5 protein-coding genes and 1 pseudogene are annotated in these 7,157 nt (G+C 75.4%); 4 read left to right on the forward strand and 2 right to left on the reverse strand.

What is annotated here, in order from left to right; genetic code table 11:
• Positions 1–70: 70 nt before the first annotated feature.
• Positions 71–541, forward strand: a pseudogene (locus ACFV0Q_RS35775) (DUF3459 domain-containing protein); the annotation flags it as partial.
• Between the two features lie 37 nt (positions 542–578).
• Here the strand turns inward: ACFV0Q_RS35775 and ACFV0Q_RS35780 are convergent.
• Entirely contained in the window at positions 579–1,820 is a 1,242-nt protein-coding gene (locus ACFV0Q_RS35780; RefSeq protein WP_385011325.1) for a citrate synthase, read from the reverse strand.
• Between the two features lie 70 nt (positions 1,821–1,890).
• Between ACFV0Q_RS35780 and ACFV0Q_RS35785 the strand changes: the two genes are divergently transcribed.
• The 3 genes from ACFV0Q_RS35785 to ACFV0Q_RS35795 are packed head-to-tail and all read left to right on the forward strand — an operon-like array spanning position 1,891 to position 4,975.
• Complete coding sequence (locus ACFV0Q_RS35785) at positions 1,891–3,042, forward strand: citrate synthase (RefSeq protein ID WP_385011327.1); 1,152 nt, start codon at positions 1,891–1,893, stop codon at positions 3,040–3,042.
• A gap of 14 nt (positions 3,043–3,056) precedes the next feature.
• Positions 3,057–4,160, forward strand: a complete 1,104-nt coding sequence (locus ACFV0Q_RS35790; RefSeq protein ID WP_385011329.1) for a CobW family GTP-binding protein — start codon at positions 3,057–3,059, stop codon at positions 4,158–4,160.
• A gap of 50 nt (positions 4,161–4,210) precedes the next feature.
• Entirely contained in the window at positions 4,211–4,975 is a 765-nt protein-coding gene (locus ACFV0Q_RS35795; protein WP_385011331.1) for a hypothetical protein, read from the forward strand.
• Between the two features lie 55 nt (positions 4,976–5,030).
• Here the strand turns inward: ACFV0Q_RS35795 and ACFV0Q_RS35800 are convergent, their stop codons facing one another.
• The gene (locus ACFV0Q_RS35800) at positions 5,031–7,154 is read right to left on the reverse strand and encodes a restriction endonuclease (RefSeq protein ID WP_385011333.1); all 2,124 of its coding nucleotides are present in this window, start codon (positions 7,152–7,154) and stop codon (positions 5,031–5,033) included.
• Between the last annotated feature and the right edge of the window lie 3 nt (positions 7,155–7,157).

Here is a 7,157-nt window from a genome sequence, read left to right on the forward strand (position 1 = left end):
TCTACCCCCTGCCGATCATTGCCTTCGTGCTGGTCGTGTCGACGCCCCGCGGGGTGTTCAAGGGGCTGGCCTTCATCCTGGCCTGGCTCGGATGCTGCCGGAAGCCGACGTACCGGTCGGCCGCATCCAGGACCCCATGCACTTCCGCTCCGGGGGCACCGACCCCGGGCGCGACGGCTGCCGGGTGCCGCTGCCGTGGACCGCCGAGCCCTGGCACGACCCCTGGCTGCCGCAGCCCGCGGACTGGGCCACGTACGCGGCCGACCGTCAGGAGGGGCGCCCGGACTCCATGCTCACCCTCTACCGGACCGCCCTCGGCCTGCGCCGGGCCGCGGGCGCCTTCGGCGGGGGCTCGCTGGAGTGGCTCGACGCGCCCCCCGGGGTGCTGGCCTTCGCCCGGCCCGACGGGCTGCTGTGCCTGGTGAACCTCTCCGACGCGCCGGTGCCGCTGCCGGAGCACGCGAACGTCCTGCTGAGCAGCGCCCCGCCGGCCGGCGCCGGGCTGCTCGGGCCGGACACGGCGGTCTGGCTGCGGACCTGACGCCGCCACCGGACCGCCCCGCGGCGGCCCCCGCCCGTCACGGCACGGGCCGGGGCGGCCGGGGGCCGTCGTAGTGGCCGCTCGGCCGCATGCGCAGCGGCCGCTCCTGGTACTCCTCCAGCGCGTGCGCGATCCAGCCCGCCGTCCGGGCCACCGCGAACACGGTCTCCCCGGCCTCCGCCGGCATCCCGCAGGACACCGTCAGCACCGCCAGGGCCAGGTCCACGTTCGCGTGCAGGCCCGGCTGCCGGCTCGCCGTCGTCGCCACCACCTCGCGGGCCGCCGCCAGCGCGGGCGCCGCGTGGGGCAGGGCCTCCAGCCGGGCGAACAGGGCCGTGGCCCGCGGGTCCTCGCCGCGGTACAGCCGGTGCCCGAGCCCCGGGATCCGCCGCCCCGCCCGCAGGTGGTCCGCCACCACGGGGGCCGCCCCGCCCCGCTCCAGCGCCTCGGTGAGCGTGCGGTGCGCGAGCCGCCCCGCGACCCCGTGCAGGGGCCCTTCCAGCGCGCCGAGCCCGGCGGAGACGGCCGCGTACGGATGGGCGCGGGCGGAGGCCGCCACGCGTACGGCCAGCGTGGAGGCGGCCAGGTCGTGGTCGATGAGCAGCGCGAGCGCCAGGTCGAGGGCGCCCAGGGAGGCCTCGTCGGGCTCCCGCGCGGTCAGGCGCCGCCACAGCCGCCAGGCGATCGGGCCGGTCCCGCGGTGGCCGGTCCCGGCCGTCGGCAGCGCGCCGACCAGCGTCGGGATCAGGCAGCGCGCGGAGCCGAGCACGGCCTCCCCGGACAGGTCGAAGCGCAGCGGATCGGCGACGGCCGCGGCGGCGGTGGCCACCCGCAGCATGTCGATGGGCCCGCTGTGCTCCGGCAGCGCGGCGACGACCCGCCGTGCGGCGGCCAGCGGCCCGGGCGGGGCCGTGAACCGGGCCCCGCGCACCAGCGTGCCCGTCCAGAGGAACTCGGCGACCTCCTCGTAGCCGTACCGGGAGGCCAGCTCGACGGCGTCCACGCCCCGGAAGTAGTACCGGTCGGGCTCGATCAGGGTGAGCGAGGTCCGTACGGACGGCTCCCCGGCCGGGGTGTGCGCCGCGGCCTCGCGCCTGCTGCGCCGCGCCAGGGCCTCGACCTCGCGCGCGTCGAAGGTGCTGCCGCGCCCGACCGCGTCGCGGCGGCTCGTGAGCTGGCCGCGGCTGACGTACGCGTACACGGTGGCCGGTTTCACCCCGAGCAGCCCGGCCGCCTCACGGGTGCTGAGCCGCCGTCCGCCCTCCGCCTCGTCGTTCATGACGCACACCCTACATATATTGATTCAATCAACATTGACAAGGATTGAATCCATCATGGATGGTCAATCCATGAATGCAACCGTCGATGTGCCCCGCGGTCTCGCGGGAGTCGTGGTCACCGAGACCGCGCTCGGTGACGTCCGTGGCCGTGAGGGCTTCTACCACTACCGCCAGTACTCGGCCGTCGAGCTCGCCACGAGCCGCACCTTCGAGGACGTCTGGCACCTGATGTTCCGCGGCGAGCTGCCCGCGGACCGCGCCGGACGGGACGCCTTCACCGCCGAGACCGCCGCGCTGCGCCACCTGCCCGCACAGGTCCGGGACGCCCTGCCGGCGCTGGCCCGCGCCACCGCCCTCTCCGGGCCGCTCGCCGGGCTGCGCACCGCGCTCTCGCTGCTCGGCGCCACCGCCGGCTTCCGCCCCGTCTACGACCTCGACCCCGGCCGCCGGGCCGCCGACGCGCTCGCCGCCTGCGCCGCCGTACCGACGCTGCTCACCGCCCTGTACCGGCTGGGGCAGGGCCTGGAGCCGGTGGACCCGCGCGACGACCTCCCGTACGCCGCCAACTACCTGTACATGCTGACCGGGCAGGAGCCGGACCCGGTCCGGGCCCGCGCCGTCGAGCGGTACCTCATCTCCACCGTCGACCACGGCTTCAACGCCTCCACCTTCACCGCCCGCGTGATCGCCTCCACCGGAGCCGACGTCGCCGCCTGCCTGACCGGGGCGGTGGGCGCGCTCTCCGGACCGCTGCACGGGGGCGCGCCCAGCCGGGCCCTGGACACCCTGGACGCCATCGGTACCGCGGACCGGATCGGGCCGTGGATCCGGGAACGGGTCCTCGCCGGCGACCGGATCATGGGCTTCGGGCACCCGGTCTACCGCACCGAGGACCCGCGCTCGCGAATGCTGCGGGAGATCGCGCTGGGCTTCGGCGGACCGCTCGCGGACTTCGCCGTGGAGGTCGAGCGGCAGGTGGAGGCGATCCTCGCCGAACTCAAGCCGGGCCGCGAGCTGCACACCAACGTGGAGTTCTACGCGGGCGTGGTCATGGAGCTGTGCGGGCTGCCGCGCGAGATGTTCACCCCGACCTTCTGCGCGGCCCGGGTGGTGGGCTGGAGCGCGAACGTCCTGGAACAGGCCGCCGACTCGAAGATCATCCGACCGGCCGCCCGCTACACCGGACCCACCCCGCCCGAGCCGGTACCCGTACCGGGCTGACTACGATCGTCCGGGTGAACAGCAGGCAGCCCGCTCCGTCCGCCCGGACCGTCCCGGTCGTCGTCCTCTCCGGATTCCTCGGCTCCGGGAAGACCACCGTGCTCAACCACCTCCTCGCGCACCGGGCGGGGACCCGGATCGGAGCCGTGGTCAACGACTTCGGATCGATCGAGATCGACGCGATGTCCGTGGCCGGGCAGCTCGGCGACTCCATGGTCTCCCTCGGCGGCGGCTGCCTGTGCTGCGCCGTCGACGGCAGCGAGCTGGACGCGTACCTGGAGAAGCTCGCCGCGCCCGCCCACCGGATCGACGTGATCGTCATCGAGGCCAGCGGGCTCGCCGAGCCGCAGGAGATGGTCCGGATGCTGATCGCCAACGAGAACCCGGCCGTCCGGTACGGCGGCCTGGTGCAGGTCGTCGACGCGGCGGAGTTCGACGCGACCCGGGCCGCGCACCCGGAGACCGACCGCCACCTGGCCGTCGCCGACCTGGTGGTGCTCAACAAGACCGACCGGGTGGACGCCGCCGAACGGGCCCGGATCGAGGGGGAACTCGCCGCGCTCTGCGCCCCGGGCATCCCCGTGATCGGCGCCGACCACGGCCGGATCGACCCGGAGCTGCTCTTCGACCGGCGCCCCTGGGAGCGGACGCGGGGGCAGCTCTCCTTCGAGGACCTGCTGGCGGAGGCGGAAGAGCACGACCACGAACACGAACACGACGGCGACGGCGACCACGGCGGGCACCTGCACGCGGCCTACGAGACGGTCGAGTTCACCTCGGACGCGGCGCTCTCCCCGCGCCGCCTGATCGACTTCCTCGACCGCCGCCCGGCCGGGCTCTACCGGATCAAGGGCTTCGTCTGGTTCGGGGTCCCCGGCCATCAGGAGCGCTACGAGGTCCACGCGGTCGGCCGCTTCCTGAGGTTCGCCCCGGGCCCCTGGGGGCGGGGCGAACCGCGCCGGACGCAGCTCGTCCTGATCGGCTCCGCCCTCGACGGCCCGGGCCTGCTGCGCGAACTGCGGGCCTGCCGGGAGGAGGCTCCGCAGGACGCGCCGCCGGAGAGCATGTGGGGCGTCCTGCGGTACGTGGACCGGGTCGCGAGCGGGCCGGACGAGTAAGGCGCGTCAACGCCCTTACGCCCGCGAGGTGTTGCTGAGACGCTGGACGGATGGGCGCCGACGGGGAACGCGGGCGGTTCGTGGGCCGGCCGGCAGGCCGGCCGGTGGTCTGGTCCGGCGTGTGGGCGGCGGGCCTCACCGGCGCGTTCACGGGGCTGGCCTGGCTGTTCATGCGGTGGGACCTGCACACCAGGGCGGACTCCGGCCTGTCGCGGATGCAGGGGCTGGCCTGGATGTACCTCGCGCTCGCGGGGATCGTCGCGTTCGGCCTGCTCGCCGCCTCGCGCGGCCTGACGTCACGCGGAGTCCGGGCGACCGGCCTCGCCGCGGGGGTGCTCTACGCCGGGACGATCACGCTGGCGTACGGCTGGTCGGCGCGGGCCGCCGACGAGATCCTGCGGGACCGGGGCGTCGCGTACCCGGCCGTGGTCACCGCGACCTGGACCCGGGGGGACGGCGAATCGGGGGAGGTGCACCTGGCGGAGGTGCGGCTGCGGGACGGCCGGACCCTCACCCTCGCGGCGTCGCCGAGCCTCTTCCGCGGGGCCGCGTGGGCCCGGGAGCACCCGGTGGGCACGGAGTCCGAGGTCACCCTGGACCCGGAAGACGTGGCGCAGCCGCGCTTCGGACCACCGCCGACGGGGGCCGCCGTCGGCTGGCCGGCCGCCGGTGCCGGCGCGGTCGCCGCGGCGTCCCTGGCGGCGGCCGTTCCGCTGGGCGCCCGCACCGCGGCCCGCCGAGCGCACCGGCCCCACGGCCCGGAGCCCCGGGACGCGGTGCCCCGCGGCTGCGGGCAGGGCCTCCGGGACGCCTGACGCGCCCGGGCCGCCCGCCCGTCGGGCGCCGCCGTACCCCACCGGAGGCGGAGCGTCAGGCCACCTCCACGCCGTATTCGCGCAGGAGGTCCTCCAGGCCGCCGCGGTAGCCCTTGCCGCCGATCACGAACTTCCAGTCGCCGTTCGGGCGGCGCCGGAAGGAGCCGAGGACCAGGGCCGTCTCGCCCGCCCGGCCGTCGGAGACCTCCAGCTGGTCGATCTCCGCGCCGGCCGCGTCCAGCAGCCGGATCCGCGCGTCGGTGAAGCCCGCCAGGTCCGCGTCCGGATTGACCTCCGGGTCGATCGCGGCGACCAGCACCAGCCGGTCGGCGCGCTGCGGCAGCGCCTCGAAACCGACCTCGACGGCGGCCTTGTCGGGCGCCGAGTGCGGGCGGGAGCGCACCGAACCGTCCGGGGTCTGCGGGTTGTTGAAGAAGACGAAGTGGTCCTCGCTCAGCACCCGGTTGCCCTCGCAGACCAGCGCGCACACGTCCAGCGCGACCCGGCCCGACCAGGACATGCCCAGCACGTTGCGGTCGGCCGCCACCGGCGGGGGAGTGCGGGGCTGTTCCGAAGCGGCCTCGGCCGCCCGCTGCGCCGGCACCGCCGGGGCCTGCGGGCCGCCGCCCAGGCGCCCCCGCAGTCCGTACCGGTGCAGCAGCTCGACCAGCTCCGCCCCGGGAACCAATTCCAGCGGCTTGCCGTTGGCAAAGGTGTACGACCCGGGTCCGAAGGACGAAGTGGTGACCAGCACCCCCTTGTTCGCCCCCGCGTCCTGGACCGTGCCGTACAGGTCCCGCACCGCCGTAGGCGGGACGGTGTTGCGGTAGCGCTTGACCTGCACCACGATCCGCCCGCCCCGGATCGGGGCCGGGTCCAGCGCCTCCACGTCCACGCCGCCGTCGCCCGACCGCTGCGTGGTCACCGCCTCCATGCCCATCGCCCGGAACAGCTCGGCGACCAGGTTCTCGAAGGCGATCGGGTCCATCACGAACAGGTCCGGTTCCTCACCGCCGTCCGCGTGCCGGCCGTGGCTGACGACACCGCCTGCCCCGCCCACCTCACCCGGCCTGCGGCCGGGCCGTACGGCCGTCAGCTGGTCCGGCCGCGCCGACAACTGGCCGCGCAGGCCGTCGGCCAGGCAGTCCACGGCGCTCACCTGCTCCAGCCGCAGCCCGGAGAAGGCCGGGCGCGGGGCCTGCACGGTGGCCAGTACGATCTGCGCCTCCCGGCCCGTCACCGGATCGTGGTCGTCCACGAATCCGTTGACGACCACCGAGTCCAGCGCCCCGAACTCGTCCGCCGCGTACAGCTCGCGCAGCACCAGCAGCACGCACTGGGCCAGCAGGTCGCGGTACAGGGCCCGGCGCTGCGTCGCGGGCCGGGCCGTCTCCTTGTCCTGGTCCGTGCCGGCCACGTACCGCACGGACTTCGTCTCCGGCACGGCCTCGTAACGGGGCAGCTCCCAGTCCAGCACCAGCTGCCGCGCCGCCGGATCGTACGCCGCGGACACCTGGCGGGGCAGTTCCTCGGGCCAGGCCGTGGAGGCGTACAGGGCCGCCGAGAAGTACTCCACCGCCGCCTCGGGATCGCCCGCGCGCAGGGAGTCGGCCAGTTCGGCGAGACCGCCGTTGTGGCGGCGGATCCCGGCGAGCTGCCCGGCCGCCCACTGGTCGTACTGCTGCCGGTACGCGGCCAGTTGCCGCAGCCGCTCCTGCTCCGCGGCGTGCGCGGCCTGCCAGGCCCGCGTGTACTGGTCGTGGGCCTCCCGTTCGGCCTGGGCACGGCGGCCCGAGCCGAGCGTCCAGCCGCTGCTCTGCTGCTGGAACTGGTGGAGCTGGGGCATGGGCACCGGGTGGGCGAGGGTGCCGGGATCGAAGGGTTCGAGCCGCTCGTCGCGGACCAGGGAGGCCATCCGGAACGCGGGCGTCCGGCAGCCCGCCGCGAGCAGCCCCTGGAGGGCGGCCACCTCGGCTTCGATCCGCTCGGTGCGGCGCCTCGCCTCGGCCTCGCGGTGCTGTTTGTAGGCGGCCTGCTGTTCCCGCCGGTCCCGGGCCGCGTCCCGTTCGTAGGCCCGCTGCCTGCGCTCGGCCTCGCGCTGCTGGATCAGCTGCGTCTGCTGCTGCTGTCGCTGGGCCTCGGCCCAGACCCCGATCAACCCGCTCGGCCGACGACTCATCAA

Source organism: Streptomyces sp. NPDC059564 (assembly GCF_042735575.1).
Classification (GTDB): Bacteria; Actinomycetota; Actinomycetes; order Streptomycetales; family Streptomycetaceae; genus Streptomyces.

Excerpts from the sequence above, each read along its gene's own strand:
- ACFV0Q_RS35780 (WP_385011325.1), bottom strand. The coding sequence starts at position 1,820 with ATGAACGACGAGGCGGAGGGCGGACGGCGGCTCAGCACCCGTGAGGCG.
- ACFV0Q_RS35800 (WP_385011333.1), bottom strand. The coding sequence starts at position 7,154 with ATGAGTCGTCGGCCGAGCGGGTTGATCGGGGTCTGGGCCGAGGCCCAG.
- ACFV0Q_RS35795 (WP_385011331.1), top strand. The coding sequence starts at position 4,211 with ATGGGCGCCGACGGGGAACGCGGGCGGTTCGTGGGCCGGCCGGCAGGC.
- ACFV0Q_RS35785 (WP_385011327.1), top strand. The coding sequence starts at position 1,891 with ATGAATGCAACCGTCGATGTGCCCCGCGGTCTCGCGGGAGTCGTGGTC.